Annotated in this window: 15 protein-coding genes; 9 read left to right on the forward strand and 6 right to left on the reverse strand. The window is 62.9% G+C overall.

Features of this window, described 5'->3' with window-relative positions; translation table 11 throughout:
• Position 1 precedes the first annotated feature (1 nt).
• The 5 genes from EAH76_RS04000 to EAH76_RS04020 form a co-directional block, all read right to left on the reverse strand.
• Positions 2-838 (reverse strand): p-hydroxycinnamoyl CoA hydratase/lyase, encoded by an 837-nt coding sequence (locus tag EAH76_RS04000; protein WP_140848454.1) that lies wholly within the window; start codon positions 836-838, stop codon positions 2-4.
• A 28-nt stretch (positions 839-866) separates the two neighbouring features.
• On the reverse strand, positions 867-1,343 hold the full coding sequence (locus EAH76_RS04005; protein ID WP_161988966.1) for a DUF3237 domain-containing protein: 477 nt from the start codon (positions 1,341-1,343) through the stop codon (positions 867-869).
• Positions 1,344-1,350: 7 nt separating this feature from the next.
• Complete coding sequence (locus tag EAH76_RS04010; RefSeq protein ID WP_241659555.1) at positions 1,351-2,793, reverse strand: aldehyde dehydrogenase; 1,443 nt, start codon at positions 2,791-2,793, stop codon at positions 1,351-1,353.
• Positions 2,794-3,225: 432 nt separating this feature from the next.
• Positions 3,226-3,897: an inositol monophosphatase family protein gene (locus tag EAH76_RS04015; protein ID WP_161988967.1), complete on the reverse strand. Its 672-nt coding sequence runs from the start codon at positions 3,895-3,897 to the stop codon at positions 3,226-3,228.
• 145 nt (positions 3,898-4,042) lie between these two features.
• Positions 4,043-4,879 carry a helix-turn-helix transcriptional regulator gene (locus EAH76_RS04020; RefSeq protein ID WP_140848460.1) on the reverse strand — a complete coding sequence of 279 codons (837 nt, stop codon included), beginning with the start codon at positions 4,877-4,879 and terminating at the stop codon, positions 4,043-4,045.
• A 96-nt stretch (positions 4,880-4,975) separates the two neighbouring features.
• Between EAH76_RS04020 and EAH76_RS04025 the strand changes: the two genes are divergently transcribed.
• The 9 genes from EAH76_RS04025 (at position 4,976) to EAH76_RS04065 (ending at position 17,754) form a co-directional block, all read left to right on the forward strand.
• The gene (locus EAH76_RS04025) at positions 4,976-5,878 is read left to right on the forward strand and encodes an SDR family oxidoreductase (protein ID WP_140848462.1); all 903 of its coding nucleotides are present in this window, start codon (positions 4,976-4,978) and stop codon (positions 5,876-5,878) included.
• Between the two features lie 312 nt (positions 5,879-6,190).
• Entirely contained in the window at positions 6,191-6,988 is a 798-nt protein-coding gene (locus EAH76_RS04030) for a helix-turn-helix domain-containing protein (protein WP_140848463.1), read from the forward strand.
• A 66-nt stretch (positions 6,989-7,054) separates the two neighbouring features.
• Positions 7,055-7,576: an SgcJ/EcaC family oxidoreductase gene (locus tag EAH76_RS04035; RefSeq protein ID WP_140848465.1), complete on the forward strand. Its 522-nt coding sequence runs from the start codon at positions 7,055-7,057 to the stop codon at positions 7,574-7,576.
• A gap of 26 nt (positions 7,577-7,602) precedes the next feature.
• Positions 7,603-8,091 (forward strand): SgcJ/EcaC family oxidoreductase, encoded by a 489-nt coding sequence (locus tag EAH76_RS04040; protein ID WP_161988968.1) that lies wholly within the window; start codon positions 7,603-7,605, stop codon positions 8,089-8,091.
• 510 nt (positions 8,092-8,601) lie between these two features.
• Entirely contained in the window at positions 8,602-9,222 is a 621-nt protein-coding gene (locus EAH76_RS04045; RefSeq protein ID WP_140848469.1) for a response regulator transcription factor, read from the forward strand.
• A gap of 302 nt (positions 9,223-9,524) precedes the next feature.
• Positions 9,525-9,704, forward strand: coding sequence for a hypothetical protein (locus tag EAH76_RS04050; protein ID WP_140848471.1), 180 nt, complete (start codon positions 9,525-9,527; stop codon positions 9,702-9,704).
• Positions 9,705-9,953: 249 nt separating this feature from the next.
• Entirely contained in the window at positions 9,954-11,957 is a 2,004-nt protein-coding gene (locus EAH76_RS04055) for a putative bifunctional diguanylate cyclase/phosphodiesterase (RefSeq protein WP_241659556.1), read from the forward strand.
• Between the two features lie 323 nt (positions 11,958-12,280).
• The gene (locus EAH76_RS04060) at positions 12,281-15,808 is read left to right on the forward strand and encodes a PAS domain S-box protein (protein WP_161988969.1); all 3,528 of its coding nucleotides are present in this window, start codon (positions 12,281-12,283) and stop codon (positions 15,806-15,808) included.
• A 560-nt stretch (positions 15,809-16,368) separates the two neighbouring features.
• The gene (locus tag EAH76_RS04065) at positions 16,369-17,754 is read left to right on the forward strand and encodes an alpha,alpha-trehalose-phosphate synthase (UDP-forming) (RefSeq protein ID WP_170207999.1); all 1,386 of its coding nucleotides are present in this window, start codon (positions 16,369-16,371) and stop codon (positions 17,752-17,754) included.
• A gap of 141 nt (positions 17,755-17,895) precedes the next feature.
• Here the strand turns inward: EAH76_RS04065 and EAH76_RS04070 are convergent, their stop codons facing one another.
• Positions 17,896-18,561: a nitroreductase gene (locus tag EAH76_RS04070; protein WP_140848477.1), complete on the reverse strand. Its 666-nt coding sequence runs from the start codon at positions 18,559-18,561 to the stop codon at positions 17,896-17,898.
• Positions 18,562-18,877: the final 316 nt, after the last annotated feature.

An 18,877-nucleotide genomic window follows, 5' to 3' on the forward strand; every position in this document is an offset into this window, starting at 1 on the left:
CTCAGCCCTGCGTCTTGCTGGTGTCGTAGGTGCCGAGGCCGGGCTTGTAGCTCTTCTCGTCGATGAACTGGCGGATGCCTTCCTTGCGGCCCTCGCCGTCGAAGCTGTTGGCCGCCTCCTGCGCGCGGATCAGATAGTCCTGCGCATTGTCATAGGTCATCTCGCCGACACGGCGGACGGCGTCCTTGGTCGCCTTCAGCGCGACGGGGTTCTTGGCGAGCAGGACGTGCGCGACTTCGGTGACGCGGTCCTTCAATCGCTCGAGCGGGACGGCTTCGTTGACCAGGCCCCATTCGGCGGCGGTCGTGCCGCTGATATTCTCGCCGGTCATCGCGTGGTACATGGCTTTGCGCAGCGGCATCAGCTCAGTCGCGACCTTGGTCGCGCCGCCGCCGGGGAGGATGCCCCAGTTGATTTCGCTGAGGCCAAACTTGGCGTCCTCGGCGGCAAAGGCGAGGTCGCAGCCGAACAGCGGGCCGTAACCACCGCCGAAGCACCAGCCGTTGACCATCGCGATCGTCGGCTTCTGATACCAGCGCAGCCGCGCCCACCAGCCATAGCTCTCGCTCTGCGCTTTGCGCGTACCCGCCAGGCCCTTGGCCTCTGTCTCACGGAAATACTCCTTGAGATCCATCCCCGCGGTCCAGGCCGAGCCCTCGCCGGTCAGCACGAGCACGCCGACATCCTCATGGAATTCGAGCAGGTCGAGCACTTCCATCATGTCGCGGTTGAGCGTCGGCGACATGGCGTTGCGCTTGTCGGGGCGGTTGAAGCTCACCCAGGCGATACGATCGACGATCTCATAGGCGACGACGCCGTTGCTGCTGGTCTGTGTCATGCGGATACTCCCTTGGAACATGTGGCCGTCACGCGACGGCGAACACCTGGATTTCGACTTGGGTCGGGCGGCGGATGCCGACGCCCACGAAGATGTGGCGCCGCAGCCAGCCGTGGTCGCCGTCGGGCACGGTGAAGCGCGGCGTGCTGCGGAAGTAATACTCGCTCGGGTCCACGGGCTCGTCGTGGGCGAGGCGGTGCGTCAACGCTTCGCTCGCGACGCGGACGGCCGGGTTGGTGATGCCGATCACGGTGCCGTCATCGGCGCGGATCGCGTAGCGCGTCTCGAGCAGGGCGAGGCCGTCGGCATGGATCGCCTGCCAGTCGCCGCCCCCCGGCAGTACGACGCCTTGCAGCCGCGGTCCCGCGACGCGCTCGCCGGTAATCGCGACGAAACGGACCTGTCGCCCGTCCACCACGCCCTGCTCCTGCGGCACTGCGACGTCGACGAACAGCGAGAAGGCATGCTCGAGCGCGGGCGCGATCGGGGGAGGGGACTCCGCCATGTCGTCGTCAGATCGGGAAATGGCCGGGCTGCGTTTCGATCGTGATCCAGCGCAGTTCGGTGAAGCTGTCGATCCCGGCCTTGCCGCCGAAGCGACCATAGCCCGATCCCTTGACCCCGCCGAACGGCATCTGCGCCTCGTCATGCACGGTCGGCCCGTTGATGTGGCAGATACCCGACTGGATCTGGCGCGCGACGCGTAAGCCCCGGGCGGTGTCGCGCGTGAACACTGCGGCGGACAGGCCGTATTCGGTGTCGTTCGCCAGTGCGATCGCCTCGGCCTCGTCCTTTGCGCGGATCACGCCGACGACGGGCCCGAAGCTCTCGTCGCGAAACAGCCGCATCTCGGGCGTGACCTTGTCGATCACATGCGCCGGCATCAGCACGCCGTCCGCCTCGCCGCCGACGAGCTGCTCCGCGCCGTGCGACAGCGCATCGTCGATCAGCTCACGGACATGGTCGACGGTCTTCTGGTCGACCACCGCGCCGAGCGGGGTGTTGCCGGCGCGCGGATCGCCGACCGGCATGCTTCCGACTTTCTCCTTGAACTTTGCGACGAAGGCATCGGCGACGCTGTCGAGCACGATGATCCGCTCGGTCGACATGCAGATCTGGCCCTGGTTCATGAACGCGCCGAACGCCGCGGCCTTGACCGCCTCGTCGAGATCGGCGTCGTCGAGCACGATCAAGGGCGCCTTGCCGCCGAGCTCGAGCAGCACGGGTTTCAGATGCTCGGCGGCGCGCTTGGCGATGATCTTGCCGACCGCGGTCGAGCCGGTGAAGTTGATCCGCCGGATCGCGGGATGGTCGATCAGCGCGCCGACGATCGCGCCGGCATCGGCAGGCGCGTTGGTGACGACACCGACCACGCCGCCGGGGAGCGCTTCCTCGAACGCCTCGACGATCAGGCCGTGCGTGCGCGGGCATTGCTCGGAAGCCTTGAGCACGACAGTGTTGCCGCACGCCAGCGGCACCGCGATCGCACGGACGCCGAGGATGATCGGCGCGTTCCACGGCGCGATGCCGAGCAGCACGCCGACCGGTTCGCGCAACGCCATCGAAATGCAGCCGGGCTTGTCGGAGGGGATCACCTCGCCGCTGATCTGCGTCGTCAGCGCGGCGGCCTCGCGCACCATGCCGGCCGCCAGCATCAGGTTGAAGCGCGCCCAGCCTTCGGTCGCGCCGATCTCGCCCATCATCGCCGCGACGAAAGCGTCCGCTCGGGATTCAAGCGCGACCGCGGCATTCATCAGCGCGGCGCGCCGCGCGTTGGGGCCGAGCGCCGACCAAGCGGGGAAGGCCGCCGCTGCGGCGCTGGCGGCGGCCTTGGCGTCGGCGATGGTCGCTGCCGGCGCGCTACTCGCCACCTCGCCGGTCACGGGATTATGTCGCTCGAACCGTACGCCCTGCGCCGCGTCGTCGCGCGCGGGCATCGAAATATCGCTTGCCATGGCATCTCTCCATATTGTTATGCCGTATAGCGGAAGTTCAGTTGACCCGCAATATGATCAGCCACGAAAATGCCTTTCGCTATTTTGGAGCGCAAATTGCCGGGGAGTGCTGGTCGCCGCCGACGAGCGTCAGCGCGAAGTTGAGCGGGCTGGCTGAACCGGGACGCTTGCGCGCGGACGAGCGGCGGCACGCCTCGGCGCTTACGGATGACGACGTCCTTCGCTGGCGATTCAAAGCGCCTGATGCCCGATGGTAACGCGATCGTATCGCGGTGGTGGCACTCAAGGTGCTGCCGAGTGTGAGTGCTTGTCGCAGGCTGTCCGCACTCGAGCGGGGTTTGATGTCTCAGATCGTGTCCATGCACCTTTGCCAGCATGCATTGAGCACGCAAACCATGGAGCGGCTGGTATGCGATTCATTGAAGGCTAAGTTCAGCACCGCGAAGCCTTCCTCGCCCGCATTCCGTCCAGCCGCGTGACGACGACACCGCCCGCGCGTTCGATCGTCGGGATCCAGTGCCACGATGCCCTACGGCTGAAGCGAGGCTCGATCGCCAGGTCGATACGGCCTGCCGCCATTATCGCTATCGCCTGGCATTCGGCGCAACGGTGGGTCATCCGCACCGCTGCTTCCAACCGTGCGAAACCATGCGCGAGGTCCTTGCCGAGATATTCGGGCGAGGTGGTGTGCTGGGTCGCGCGATCAAGGCTGCCGAAGTCCCGTGTCGCCAGCACTCGGCGCACTCCGTCATGGTCAATCCAGGCACCGTTGCGATCTGCCCAGAAGCGTTCGCGAGCGAAGGGCTGGCTCATCATTCTCAGTTCGGCCCGTCCGTCGGCCGTCATCCCGATCAGCGTCCCCCAGACAGGCAGGCGGCAAAGGATCGGGCGCGTGCCGTCGACCGGATCGAGCACTCGGTGAAAGCGCCCGCTTCCCGTGAGCCCCAGTTCCTCGCCGAGGATGGCATGGTCGGGGACACGCGCACCAGATTTCGGCGCGGGTCGCTGCCTCAGTCGCACGGTCCGCCTTGGTCGCGGGATCGAAGCTGTACCCCCCCCCGTGATCTTGGTATCGATCGCGTTGTCGGTGCGGTAGCCGGGCATCATCTCGGCATCGGCAAAGTCGACGGAGCGGCGCGATGCCGGCTATGGCGGAGATGAACGAGTCTCTGACATTGGGAAGCGGGGGAGGGGGCGTGAATGGCCGACTATGGGTCGAGCCGACCAAGCCGAGACTGGTCGATCTCGATCAGTCTTCGCGAGAGTCCAGCAGCACGCGCAGTCGCTCTGCATCCGCCGGCGATACGGGGTTGTAGATGATCATGCCGAGTTCGGGCCGCCCTTCGACCGCGAACGAAGAGAACTCCATCGCGAGCAGTCCGGCATCGGGGTGATGGATCCGTTTCACCCCCTCTGTGTGAGCGACCACGTCGTTGCCTCGCCACAGTGCTTCGAACTCGGGGCTGACCCGGGAAAGTTCGGCGACCAGCTCGGCGGTCGCCGTGCTGTTGTTGGCACCCGCCCGCGCGACGTCAGCGCGAAAGGCACCCACGACGTAGCGGGCGATGCCGTCCCAATCCTCGTTGCGGGCGCGGACATGGTTACTGCCGAACATCAGGCGAAGGATATTCCGACCTTCACGCGGCAGTTTGGCATAGTCGGTCAGCAACAGCGCGGCTGCCCGGTTCCAGCCGACGACGTCCCACATCGCGGTCTTGATGATCGCCGGGCTCAGCACCATTCCGTCGAGCACGCGCTGAAGCCGGGGGCTGATACCGTCAACTGGCAGGTAGCGCGCCTCGGGTAGCCGGCCGAGGCCGAGCATGTAGATGTGCTCGCGTTCCGGCTCGGTCAGCATCAGGCCCTTGGCAATGCGGTCGAGCACGTCGGCCGACGGCGCGCCACCACGACCTTGTTCTAGCCACGTGTACCATGTCGGGCTTATGTTGGCGCGGCTCGCCACTTCTTCGCGACGGAGCCCCGGCGTACGCCGCCGCCCGGCACCGAACCCGAATGCCACCGGGTCGAGACGGGTTCGACGATCGCGAAGATAGGTTCCGAGCGGGTTTGGCGCTTTGCCGGCCATGATCGATCCTATTACACGCTATACCACGATAAGATCACCACTTTAACACGGTCCGACAGGTCTTGATACGTCGCCTTGGCAACAAGGAGATCTTCGATGCGCGTGTTTCTAACCGGCGCGACCGGCTTTATCGGTTCGCACGTCATACCCGAGCTCCGCAGTCGTGGCCATGACGTGCTAGGGCTCACGCGCTCCGACGCGGGGGCTCATCGCCTCGAAGCGGCCGGCGTCGAAGTCCATCGCGGCGACCTGGAACAGCCCGAGACGCTCGCGCTTGGCGCTGCGGCGGCCGACGCGGTGATCCACTGCGCGTTCGACCACAATTTCGCGACCTTTTTCGAGAATACCAAGAAGGACGAGCGCAACATCGCTGCAATGGGGGAGGCGCTGGCGGGGACGTACAAGCCAATCCTGATCACCTCGGGCGTCGGGATCGGCACGCCGCTCAATGGCGGTCCGGCGACCGAGGATGTGCTCAACCCGCGCCACGCCAATCCGCGTATCGCGACCGAACTCGCGGGCGCGGCGCTGATCGCCCGCGGCATCGACGTGCGGACTATCCGACTGCCCCAGGTGCACGACACCACCAAAGCCGGGCTGATCACCCCGCTGATAATCGAGGCGCGTCGGGCGGGTGCGGTGGCGTATCTTGGCGACGGCCAGACACGATGGTCCGCAGCGCACGTCAGCGACGTGGCAAAGCTTTATGTCCTCGCATTGGAGAAGGGCGAGCCGGGCGCTCGTTACAATGCGTCGGTCGAGGAGGGCGTCACGGCACGTGCCATCGCCGAGGCGATCGGAAAGGGAACTGGGCTGCCCGTCCGCCCGGTCGCAGCCGACGAGGTCCAGCGCTATTTCGGCTGGATGGCACCGTTCGCGGCGCTCGACATGATCGCATCGAATGCCTGGACGCGTGCGCGCCTCGGATGGGAGCCGACAGGGCCTGATCTGCTCACGGACCTCGCCGCGATGAACTTTTCGGCGCTCGCTGACGCTTGATCAACCGCCGTCGCTCGCTCGCTGAAGCGTCGTGCTGGCGAGCGACGACGTACGCCGTGTCCGAGTTGACGGGATCGCAGGTGCCAATCCGAGTGGTAACAGCTGCAAGCTACGAAAGGATCGGATGTCCGCTCTTGGGGAGTGTCAAAATGGCGCCAAATGTCGCGTTCTGGGGCGTCCTGCTCGTCTGGAACTGCCTGTTCTCGAGGCGAGGTGTCTCGGCGTCAGCGAGTCGCGTTTCCACCAACAAATGGCTGATGGCGATATGGCAAAACATCGCTAGACCTGACATCATCACGCCACGGATGGTCGATGATGATGCGCGTTCGCAATACAAACGCCTGTGCTGCGATCAGTCCAATCGTCCGGTCGTTCAGCGAACGCCGGGCGGTGCTGCATGGCGACGTGATCACGAAGCCGCTACCGGCCAGGCCCGATCAGTTCATCGAGATCTATATCGCTGAACGCTACGGTGTATCGCATGATGGCGGCCAGCGTGAAGCCTCGCCGGAGATGGTCGTCGTCGGACCGCAAAGCTATCGCCATACCCAGCTGTTCCTGTCGGGTGAGATCGACGTCTTCACGATACGGTTCCAGCCGGGCGGCTTTCACGCGCTATTCGGCATCGACATGTCCGAATTGGTCAATGAAGGTGCCGTTGCCAGCGATATCGTCGGTGCTGCGTCAGAACGACTTCGCGGGGCTGTGCTCGGCGCGGTCGATTTCGATGCGCGCGTCGCGATTGCCGAGCGCTGGATCCATGATCGGATGGCCGATGCTCGGCCGCTCGATGCGGTTGCCCATGCGGCCTGGGTGCTGTCGCGCGCAGGCGGACGCCTCCGGATCGATGCGCTTGCGCGGCGCGCAGGGCTCGGCGAGCGACAGTTCACGCGTCGTTTCGCCACGCAGGTCGGGCTTCCGCCGAAGCTCTATGCCCGCACCATCCGGTTCAACGCCGTGCTCGCGGCGAAGGAGGCCGATCCCAACGCGCTGTGGACCGATCTCGTCCACGATGCAGGCTATGCCGATCAGGCACATTTCATCCGCGATTCTCACGCGTTCGGCGGCACCACGCCCGCGCGTTTCTTCGCGGAATGGTCGGGCGCATGACGGATTCGTTCAATTCCGCATAAAGTGGCTGGGCTAATCCGCGCGTAGCAACGGGAGCGAGAAGCGATGACACGACGCGATCTGGCCGTCAGTCTGATGGCGACACAGATGATGACCGCAGCGGCGAAAGGAGCAAGCGTCGCATCGGACGATACGATCCGTAAAGTCCAGGATGTGCTCGACCGGTGGCTCGCGGCCTGGAACGCGTCCGACATGGACGCCATGTTCGCGCTGTTCCGGGCGGACGCGCACTGGGTCAACATCGTCGGCATGCACTGGAAAGGGCGCGCCGAAATCGAACAGGCCCACCGGGTCTATTTCGACCTGATGTTCAAGGGGGTGCCGCAGTCGCTGGAAGCAATCGAGTCCATCGTGCCGATCGCGGGTGGGGCGGTCAGCGTCGTCGTCCGCTGGTCGCTGGGCGCGTTTAAGACGCCCGACGGTCACCGCAATCCGCCAAGCCGCGACAGGATGTCGCTGGTTTTGGCGCCCGATGGCGATCGCTTCGTCATCGTGCACGGCGCCAATATCGCAATCGTGGAGGAGGCGCAGCGCTTCGATCCTGCGCTCAAGGCGCCAAAGGCGTGAGTCCCGGCTCCATAACCGCAATGGTTATGGCGACGCTGCTCGCGGGCGCATCCGGCGCCCCATATGCTGCCCCGGACACGGAGACACGAAGGATGCTATCGCAAGATGATCTGACCGCCATCAAGGCGATGGTGCCAGCGATGGAAGCCGCTTGGCGGACCCACGACGCCGCCGCCTATGCCGGTCAGTTCGTGCCCGATGCGGAGCACGTGAACGCCTATGGAATGTGGTGGCGTGGTCGTGCCGAGGTCGAGCAGGGGATCGCCTTTGCATTGAGCCGGATCTATCCGGACAACCCCATCGTCGCGAGCGATGCGTCGGTGAGCGCGGTCGGAGCGAACGTCGCGATCCTGCAATATCGATGGCGGTTGAAGCCCTATTCAGATCCCGACGGCACGCATTATGCTGATCCGCAGGGGCGAGTGACGGATGTTGTCGTTCGGACCGACGCGGGTTGGCGCATCCGGAATTTCCAGAGCACGTTCATCAATCCAAACGTCCCGCAGCCGCGGTAAGCGGAGAGCCGCGTGAACTCCTTCGGTGGAAAGTTCGAAAGACCGCGTTCGCTCCCATTCGATGTTCCGACGCGAGATTGAAAGTCCGAGGCCTAGTCCCATCGGCTCTCTCGTTGAGGAAAGCGGGCGATAGTCCCCCGAAGGTCCGTGTTCGGCAAATCCGGAGCCGGCATCCTCTAAGGAGAATGCTGCCACCCCATCTGCGGTGGCAGCGCGATAGCGATTGTTTGGGTTCCGCTGTCAGGTCCGGCATTGCTTCGGTCGCATTCCTAAACGCAGAACCCATATTTGGGTGATACGGGCCTCGAAATGACGACACTAGCTCCGTTACCTGATCGATTTACTGCGCTGCAGCGTCTCATCGACCGTGCCAATCCTAAAACGTGAGCCAAACTTCAAGGAAAACTCGAATTCCATCAATAATGGATTGTTGATCTTAATCAATGCAATGCTTAATGATTTAAGACCATAGAAGTGACATTGTCTGTAGGGCAGACTTTGGAGAGTCGGGTGGGGTTGCGTAACGTATACGTCATTGATGACGATGATGTGTTGCGAAAGGCGTTGGTCAGCTTGCTGTCTGTGCGTTCGGACCTTTTGGTTCGGACGTTTCGATCGGGCGAAGAGTTCTTCGAATCTGCGACCGAACAGGATGCAGCGGTCATTCTCGTCGATCATAATATGCCGGGAATGAGTGGCCTTGATCTCATAAGTAGAACCAGCTTGGTTCCCGGGCGTTATGCAACGATCATGCTGACTGGATGTGGAAATATCAGCTTGGCCGTCGCCGCGATGAAGGGGGGCGCTTTCGACTTTTTGGAGAAGCCGTACGACCCCGCCTTTCTCCTGGCTTTGATTGACCAAGCGTTTGTTCATTTGGACATGGATAGTAGCACCGTTAAGCGCAAATTCGTCGCGAAGAATAAGATCTCGGAGCTTTCTCCCCGCGAAACCGACGTTCTGAAGGGGCTGATCGAAGGACGATCGAACAAGGTTATCGCGCATGACCTGAACATCAGTCCGCGAACGGTCGAGATCTATCGTGCGAACATGATGGACAAGCTTGACGTCCGTTCGCTGTCGGAGGCGCTCCGTGTTGCCTTCATGGCGGGATTGCTGTCGGCAGCGTGAAAGAGCCATCGATCCAGATAGAGTGATCACGCGCTGATGCTTCAGCGATCTTCTGCGTGCGCCACGTAAATCGGGAGGCGCATCGGCACGCTGCTATCGCGGCATCATTCCCGCGATCGGCGTTTATGACAAGCGTCCGAATAATCGGCGCTGCAGTGGATCGCTTAGCTGCTCGCGATCCACCGACCGACCGATCGGCCGGATTCGCTTCTATCAGTAAGGTATGGCCGTCGCGTATCGTCCTCGTGGAGCGATATGCCGGTTGATTGGAGGGGGGACCTATCATCGCGTCGGAGGCGTTCGTGCAGCAACCCATCGATCTCTTCGTCGACGCGCTGTGGGAGCGTTACCGCGAAGGTGCATATCCGATTGCGCTGCAACAGGCGCAGGACGCGCATCACGACGACAGGATCGCAGCTTCGTGGCACGAAATCGCGGCGCGGCTCGCGGCGAGGTTGGAGAGCGCGCTGCTCGCACCGTAAGGCGCTCGCTCGTTCGGCTGCGTTCAGTTGTAGATGCTGCTGCCATGCTCGTGGCGGTGACCCATCGGTCGCACTCGAGGCTGGGCATTGGCGCCGGTCACGGCGCAGGCCTCATGATCGGCCAATGGCTGCAAAGAGCGTATCGAACGCTCGGCCACGCCGGCATCCGCTATAATGAATACGGACAGTGGACGCCGAACGCCCGTTTCCAACCGCCGCCCAGGTTGGACCAAGAGCAATCGAATCCCGGTGAAAGAAAAGGAAGCACTCTGGATGCACGCGGGCAAGAGTGAGAGCGTCGAACGGGAATTGCTGGCGATCACCTGCGAAAATCTAAAGCCGATGCTGGCGATGAACTTCGTTGCATCAACCGGGGTTTCGGCGATCCTGTGGTCTGGCGGCGCGCGTTGGGCGATCGGATGGTTCACCGCTGCCGCGATGCTGGCGGCTTTGCGATATGGCCTCGGTGCTCGCCTGTCACGCGCCGTCATTCTTGGCGGCACGCCGGCCCAATTTGCCCGATGGCGGCGCGAGTTCGCGGGCGGACTGTATCTGTCGTCAGCGCTGTGGGCAACGCTGTCGCTCCTGGTCAGCCGCACCCCCAACCCCGGCCAGTATATGGTCGCGATCATCCTCTCTGCGCTGGCGGCGGGCGGGGCGGGGATCATGGCGACGATGCGTCGCGAAGGGCGGGTCTACATCGCCGCGATGCTCGGGCCGGCGTCCATCCTGCTGTTCGGCCACGATCATCAGGGTGTGGTGATGACGCTGCTTGGCCTGATGTTCCTGATCGTCATGCTCGTCGTGCATAATCGCAACTATGTGACCATCCGCCACAGCGTTGTCTTGAAGAACGAGAATCTCGATCTCGTCCGCGAACTGCAAGTGCTCAATATCGACTTGGAACATCGGATCGACGAGCGAACGAAGGCACTGATCGACGCCGCCAATTCGGACAGCCTGACCGGTCTGCCGAACCGGCGGCGGCTCCTGTCCTGGATGCACACCCATCTTGCTGCCGATAACGGCCGCAATGCCGCGGCGTTGTTTCTCGACCTCGACTGCTTCAAGCAAATCAACGATGCAATGGGCCATACTGTCGGCGATCGCGTCCTTGCCGCCGTTGCCGAACGGCTCGGCAGTCTGATCCCGGAAAATGCGATGTTCGCCCGCTGGGGCGGGGATGAATTCGTTATCGTCCTGGGACATGGAGATGACGTCTTCTGCCAGGCGCAGCGGGTCGGACATGCGCTGATCGATGCAACCGCCCAGCCCTTTCAGATCGACGGGCAGAGCCTGTCGGTCGGCCTTTCGGCTGGTCTCGCCCTGTTTCCGGGGGATGCGAGCACCCACGAAGCGCTGATCCTGGCAGCCGATCTCGCCGTCGCCGAGGCCAAGCGCCAGGGGCGCGGCAAAGTTCTGACCTTCCGCGACTCCTATGCCGCTACGCAGAAGCGGCGCTTCGACGTGTCGCGCGCGCTGCCCGAAGCGATCCGGGTCGAAGAACTCGTGCTGCATTATCAGCCGATCTTCAATTGGCGCACCGGACACATCCATGGCTATGAAGCGCTGGCGCGCTGGAACCATCCAAAGCTCGGCACCATCAATCCGGATGAATTCATTCCGATCGCGGAAGAAACCGATCGGATCATCGCACTTGGGGATCTCGTGTTGCGGCGCGGGTGCGCCGCCGCGGTCGAATGGACGACGTCTGATCATGCACCGATCGTGGCGGTCAATGTCTCGGTCAAGCAACTGCGCGAAAGCGACTTCGCGCTGCGGGTTGCCAAGATCCTCGCACAGACCGGCCTCGCCGCCGGCCAGCTCGAACTTGAAGTGACCGAGTCGGTGTTTGCCGAAGATTATATCGACGCGACCCGCTCCTCGATCGAGAGCCTCCGGGCGATCGGCGTATCCTTGCTGATCGATGATTTTGGAACTGGCTATTCATCCTTGTCGCGCTTGTTGAGTTTTCCGGTGGCGGCGGTGAAGATCGACAAGTCGTTCATGTCTACGCTTGATGGCAGTGGCGGCGCGGTCGTCGAAAGCACGGTACTGATCGCGCGGCGCCTCGGGATTTCAGTCGTCGCCGAAGGAGTCGAGACGGCAGAACAAGCCGCGCTCCTTTCGGCGATGGGGGTTGACCTGTTCCAGGGATATTATTTCGGTCGTCCTTCTGCGTCGGCGCTCAAAGGGCACGACATGCGCCTGTCGACCGCCATCGAACCGAGGCGAAGTGCCATCAGATGGTAGCAGCGCAGAATGGCACGACCGAACCCCGCCTGAGGGGAGGGGCTAATAAACACCGATATCCCACTGGCATCTTGAAACAGTGGGTATCGGTGCGTTGGACAAAGTCGGCGATTGGAAAGCTTTTTCGCGGCGCGTCAGCGCCCCGGCCTCGGGCAAGCGGGAGATCGTTACGTTTAATCTGAGTTATGGGTAGCTCCCACTGTAGTCTGGGTGTAAATCCCTCAACAGGCCAAGAACTAGCCTGTCTGTCTAATTGGGGATCGCAGAAGGAATTGCGTCTCTCAAAGCCCTCTAGCCATCGGTTTCCAAGTACCGATAGGCTGTTGTCGCGCATCGTAACTGTGCTCGCGGTAGCGGCGGCATTCGGCCTTCTCGGCTGGTGGGGCGTGATGTTGACACAGATGGAAGCACGCATCCCGCCGGTCTGGCTGCCCAACGCCATTGTCGTCGCGGTGCTGCTGCGCACTGATCGCCTGGCCCTATTTCTGCTGCCCGTCTGCTTCGCCGCAGGCGTGATTTCGGAACTCGTTCTGGACGAGTCGTTGATCCGCGCGGTCCTCTTGACTGGAAGCAACATTCTCGAAATCGCCGCGGTGGTCGCAGTGATGCGCCTATGGTGCGGCGAACGGCCGGATCTTACGCGCTTCCGCGAGGTGCTGGTTTTCGGTTTCGTTGGCGGAATTCTCGTCACCTGCGCCAAAGGCTTGCTGGCCGCCGCCGTGATGGCCGCTCAATTCGGCCGGCCCGATCCCGCCGACTGGTTCGCATGGTGGACCGCGGACAGCCTGGGAATGATGATTGTCGCGCCGATGGTGATGACCGCAATCGACGGATGGCGACGGCGCTCGCCCCCCAGTCTGGCAACGGTTCGGGAATGGTTCGTCGTGTTGTCCGTCGGGCTGGCAATCACGGTTGGGGTGTTCGCGCAGACTCATTTCCCTTTTCTGTTTCTGGTCACGCCAGTTGTGCTGGTCGCCGCGCTGAGGCTCGGACCGAGCGGGACGGTGGTGGCGACGGCGATGGTGGCCCTCGTTGCCGCAATCGCGACCCGCGCCCATCTTGGCCCTATTGACCTGATCCGCGGTGATCTGAATGAAAAGCTGATTGCGCTGAAGGTGTTCCTGGTGACCAACGTTGCGATGGGACTGCCGATTGCCGCACTGATCGCGGGGTTGGAACGCGCCCGCGTGGACTTGGAGGCAAGCCGAGACTTTCAGCGGTCGATCCTTGAAAACATGCAAGAGGTGCTGTTTCGCACCGACAAGGAGGGACGCTGGACCTTCCTCAATCCCGCATGGGAGCAACTGACCGGCTATTCGGTCGAAGAGAGCCTGGGCCAGCCGAGCTTCACAATACTGCACTCCGAGGAGGTCGATGAAGCGAAGCGGCTGACACAGAGCGCTAGGGATGGCGAAATGCCACCCCATTCGCGCGAGTGGCGGTTGCTCGGCGCGGACGGCAGCAGCATTCATGTCGAAGTCGCGACAGCGAACCTCCACGATGCACAGGGCCGCTATCTCGGGCGAGCGGGAAGCGTTCGCGACATTACCGCGCGCAAGGCCGTGCAGGTCGCGCTCACCGAAAGTCAGAGACGTTTTCAGACGCTCGCCAACGTGTCGCCTGCGGGCATTTTCCAGTCGGATCTCACCGGCGCCTGTACCTACGTCAATCGCGCATGGCTCAATTTCGCGGGAATCAGCTTCGACGAAGCAATGGGTAGGGGATGGACGCGCGCCGTTTTGAAGGAGGACCTTCCACGCCTTCGAGACGAATGGGCTACTGCTATGGTCGGTGGCACAGAATATCGCAGCTGGTTCCGGTTTCTCCGTCCCGATGGTTCACAGTCCTGGATGGAAGGCGTGAGTGCCCCCGAGTTCGACGAGAACGGAAGGCTGGTCGGGCATATCGGCGTCAGCTTAGATGTGACCGACCGAAAGCTCGCCGAACAGGCGCTGGTGGAAAGCGAGCAGCAGTTGAGCCTGCTGGCGGCACACGCAACAGACGCAGTGTTCCGGCTCGATCTGACGGGTCGATGCCTCTATGCCTCACCATCCGTGCGCGAACTGCTGGGCATTTCGCCCAAGAGTGTGATCGGCCATGACTTGCTGACGGGGTTTTACCCCGATGACGAAGCAAGTGTGATCGCCGCCCATCGCGCGCTGGCGAGAGGCGAGGTTGAGCGGATCGTGGTCAGCTATCGCTCGGCACCGTTCGGCAAGCCCGGTACCTGGGTTTGGATGGAGGCCAATTGCGGTTTGGTGCGCGACCCGGAAACCGACGATCCGCTGGAAGTGATCGCCGCCGTGCGTGACATCACCGAGCGCAAGCAACTGGAGGTAGAGCTCGACGCGGCGCTGCAGCGCGCTGAGGCTGCGGCGCAGGCCAAGTCCTCGTTCCTTGCGAACATGAGCCACGAAATCCGGACGCCAATGAACGGCGTCGTTGGCTTCACCGAATTGCTGCTCGGCTCCGAGCTGACCGATGAGCAGCGCGACACCGTTCAGATCATCGCCGATTCGGGTAAGGCGATGATGCAACTCCTCAACGACATCCTCGACATCTCGAAGATTGAGGCTGGGCAGATGCGGTGCAATGAGGAGGCGATCGACCTCCCCGACGCGCTGAAATCCTGCATCAAGCTGATGGATGCGCTCGCGCGTCGCAAGTCGATCGTGCTCGGCATCGAAATCGCCGCCGATCTGCCAGAGTGGGTCATCACCGACGGACTGCGGCTACGCCAGATCGTCCTTAATCTGCTCGGCAACGCATTGAAATTCACCGACGTGGGATCAGTAACGCTGCGCGCCTCACGGCAAGCCGATCCGGACGGTGAACGCATCGAGATCGAGGTGGCCGACACCGGCCCGGGGATCGCCGAGGACCGGCACCGTGCAATCTTCGAGCAGTTCGTTCAGGCTGACACATCGGTAGCGCGACAATATGGTGGCACCGGCCTTGGTCTTGCGATCAGCCGTCAGCTTGCGAGGCTGATTGGAGGCACCCTCGAGCTTTCCAGCATGCTCGGCAAAGGCACGAGCTTTTATTTGCGGCTACCGGTGCGGGAGGCTAGCCGCCCGGCATCGGTGCCGGGCGCAGACGATACCGCGCCCCGAAGAAGGCGTTGGACAAAGGGGCTGGCGGCGCGCGTGTTGGTGGCCGATGATCATGACGTCAATCAAATGCTCAGTCATGCGATGCTGGAACGGCTGGGATACCGCGTCGATATCGCCGAGGATGGCGCTGAGGCGATCGAATGCGTGGAAGCCGCCATGGCTTCGGGCGATCCGTATGGGATCGTATTGATGGACATCCAAATGCCGGTGCTCGACGGACTCGAGGCAAGCAGGCGAATCCGATCCTCGGGCATTACGGCGCGGCAATTGCCAATCCTGGCGTTGACCGCAAACGCGGGTACCGATGACATCGCCGCCTCTGTCGAAGCCGGCATGGAGGGGCATCTCGTAAAGCCGATCCGAATGGCGGACCTGGATACCGCACTGCGTCGCTGGCTTTGCGACAGCGCCGTTGGGGGCGATCCGATCATCGCGAGCCCGACGGCGCCTATACCTATCTTCACGCCGAGCCCCGAGATGGCCGAACAGTTCGCGGCGCGCTGCGCGGAGACGCTCGATGCAATCGATGCGATGCTTCGCGCGGGGGTGTTTTCCGATGCGAACGTTAGAGAAATCGCCGTCGCAGTCCACAACATAGCAGGGACCGCCTTGATGTTTGGCCGGCCGGCGCTGGGGGCGGTTGCCTCCGCACTGGAGAAGGGGCTCGATCTGTGGTCGCCGAGCGAGCGGCCGGCCAAGGTTGCCGAATTGCTGAGCGCGATGCGCGACGCCGCATAACGATATTTTACGGGACGCGATACGGCGGCCGTCCAAGCGAACGATGCCGGGGCGCGTCCGTAAATTCTCTGACCTAAGCATGCGCGATGATAGAGTCTCGACTGAAACCGCCAGCTGCAGAGTTGCGAAGCGCTTCCCTGTTCGACAATTTCGAAGCGCCGCTCGTCGCGCTTGCGGCCGGATCCGGTTTGGTCTCGATCGATGCGCGGCTTGCGGCGTTGGTCGCTTGACTGACGGACAGGCTTGATGGCCCACGGTCTGATCACCGGTCGCTTGGTCGAAAGCATTACTGCGCTCTTCGGGAGCCTCTCGCTCACGATCGCCCGGAGCCACGACCCGGAGACGCGCTGAAGCGACGGAAAGGTATCCTTGCCGGAACGGCCGGCCGCTCTCGATCGTATTCATGCCATCATGACAGAATTAGCACACGCCACGCCGGGCCTTTTGGTCCAGACGAAGTCGCCGGGCGAGGCGCTGCGCTCTGGCGGCGCCCCCCATTTCGCGCTCGTCGATCGCGCGGGTCCGTTCGCTCGGAGCTGCGTGCCGTGGAGTGCGAGCCGGTGAGCAGACTGATCATCATCTCGAACCGCGTGTCGGCCCCGAAGGGATCGCAATCCGGTGCTCAGGGTGGGTTGGCGGTCGCGCTCGCCTCGGCCCTACGCGAGCATGACGGCCTATGGTTCGGCTGGTCGGGCGAACGGATCGACACCTTCACCGGCGAGATCGACTTTCAAACCAACCAGGGTGTCACGACCGCCACGATCGACCTGGAGGACCAGGATATCGACGAATATTACAACGGCTATGCCAACCGGACGCTGTGGCCATTGTTCCACTTCCGCGTTGATCTGGCCGAATATGAGCGCGACTTCGCGGGGGGCTATCAGCGGGTCAATGCGCGCTTCGCCGACATGGTCTCGCCGCTGCTCAAGACCGATGACGTCGTATGGATCCAGGATTACCACTTGTTCCCGCTCGGCGACGAACTGCGCCAGAGCGGCTGCACCAATCGGCTCGGTTTCTTCCTGCACATTCCCTGGCCGCCCCGTCGGCTGCTATCGATCCTCCCCGAAGCGGCGGAATTGGTCCGGCGGATGTTCGCCTATGATGTGATCGGCTTTCACACCGCGGAATGGCTGGAGTCGTTTCTCGATTTCGTCCGGCTCGAGCTCGGAGGGGCTGTCGGTACGGACGGCATCGTCACGCTCGGCGACCGCAGCGTGCGCGTCCTGGTGTGCCCGATCGGGATCGACACGTCCGAATTTGTCGAGCTCGCAGCGGGCGTGCCGGCGCGATTGGCGTACCGGAAAATGCGCGACAGCGCCGATGGCCGCGACATGATCGTCGGGGTCGACCGACTCGATTACTCGAAGGGGCTGGAAGAGCGCTTCCTTGGCTATGAGCGTTTCCTGGTCGAGCATCCAGAAGAGCGCAAAGAAGTGTTCCTCCTCCAGATCGCCCCGCCGTCGCGCGGCGCGGTGGGCAGCTATCAGCGGATCCGCGACACGCTGCAGGGCCTGGCGGGGCGGATCAACGGTGCCTATGCCGATGTCGATTGGGTCCCGATCCGCTACGTCAACCAGGGCTATGCCCGCGACACGTTGGCCGGCATCTATCGGGCGGCAAAGATCGGGCTGGTCACGCCGCTGCGCGACGGGATGAATCTGGTCGCGAAGGAATATGTCGCCGCGCAGAATCCCGAGGATCCCGGCGTGCTGATTCTGTCGCGCTTCGCCGGGGCTGCAGCCCAATTAACCGAGGCGATCCTGGTCAACCCCTACAGCGCCGAGGAAGTGTCGGACGCGATCCTGCAAGCCATGCGAATGGATCGGACGGAGCGCATTCGACGGTGGCGCGCCTGCATGGGGTCGATCGAAACGCAGGACATCGATTGGTGGCGGCAGACGTTTCTCGATGCGCTGATGCTGCCGAGAGCCGGCGCCTAGGGCTTTGCCGTAGGCAGCGAAAAACACCGGCCGGGGGCGCCTGACCAATGCCTTGCGCAGAGCGACAAACAGCGCGTTGCGACGACCGGTTGAATCCGCCCGGACTGGGTCGGTCTCTGCGGCAATACGCATCTGCGCTGATCACGCGTGAAAGGTGACGATCTGGTCGAGCGGCTCGCGCGGCGCGATCACGCCGTTCACCGGATCGTCGGTATCGGCATAGCCCAGCGCCATGCCGGCAATAATGTACTCGTCCTCCGGTATCGAGAGGATCCGTCGCGTTGCACTCCAAAACAGGTTCCAGGCACCCTGGGCGCAGGTGTCTAACCCGCGGTCCTTCGCAGTCAGCATCAACGTCTGCATAAACATGCCAATGTCGAGGAACGACATCGAATCCAGCTCCTTGTCGATCGTGAAGATCAGCCCGACAGGGGCGTCGAAGAAGCTGTAATTCCGGCCCCATTGGCGCCAGCTAGCCGCGTCGTCGCCACGCGCAATTCCGATCCGCCCGTACATGTCCTTGCCGAGTGCTCGCATCCTAGAGATGTAAGGCTCCTTGCGTTTGGACGAGCGCGGAAACTCTGCCTTGTCGTCGTCCGGCCGGGTTTCACGATGCGCCAGCACTTCTTCCTCGAGGCGCCGGCGCGTGTCACCTGAGACGACGTGCACCTTCCACGGCTGGATATTGGTGCCCGAAGGCGCCAGGCAGGCGGTCTGCAGCAATTCTCGGATCAATTCCGCTGGCACCGGGTCCGACCGGAAAGCGCGAACCGAGTGTCTGGCGCGGACTACGTCGTCGAATTGCATGGTCCAGCCTCGTTACAGCGCGGGTGTCTACCTCAGCATAAACGCGACCTCGCCAAAGGCGAACCGCATTCGAGACCGCATGTGAACGAACGGCTGCAGTTTGACAGGGCCAGGATCGCAATGACCGCCTGATTGTGGGTCTATACGGTAGCACGCTGGGCGGTGTGAGCCGCTTATTTGCGATTGTTTGGTTGGCGTCCGACGGTCTTTCGGACCGCTTCATAAGGTTAGGGGACGGCGAAGGGGAGCGAGCTGTGTATCGGGAGGCGATTACGCGCTCGCGGATCACTAACTTTCGCTGGCACGCCCTGCGGAA

Source organism: Sphingomonas glacialis, from assembly GCF_006439055.1.
GTDB classification, from domain to species: Bacteria; Pseudomonadota; Alphaproteobacteria; order Sphingomonadales; family Sphingomonadaceae; genus Sphingomonas; species Sphingomonas glacialis_A.